Source organism: Paraburkholderia sp. SIMBA_054 (genome assembly GCF_046534875.1).
Taxonomy (GTDB): Bacteria; Pseudomonadota; Gammaproteobacteria; order Burkholderiales; family Burkholderiaceae; genus Paraburkholderia; species Paraburkholderia hospita.
This window is the reverse complement of sequence record NZ_JAWRXV010001719.1, coordinates 1-236: the sequence shown is the minus strand read 5'-3', so window position 1 is coordinate 236 and position 236 is coordinate 1. Positions and strand designations below refer to the sequence as shown.

Here is a 236-nt window from a genome sequence, read left to right as displayed (position 1 = left end):
CTGCGCAATTTCCTGCTGACCAGGTGCGTATCGCACTGGGCATCGCGTACGCGAAGAAGTGGGGCGCCAATGTGCCGAAAGCGATTCCCGTCGACGTGAAGATGATCGACAAGAGCAATGCCAAGGGTTTTAGCTGGTAAGCCGAATGCCCGCTGCCGCGCTTCGATTCCTGATGCGCGGCGGCGGGCAGTGATGGAGCACCCGATGGACACGATACTCAAGCTCGACAACATCAC

Annotated in this window: 1 pseudogene; it reads left to right on the top strand. The window is 58.9% G+C overall.

Annotated features, from left to right (window positions below):
* Positions 1-140 (top strand): annotated as a pseudogene (locus SB822_RS60980) (LacI family transcriptional regulator); the annotation flags it as partial.
* Positions 141-236 lie beyond the last annotated feature (96 nt).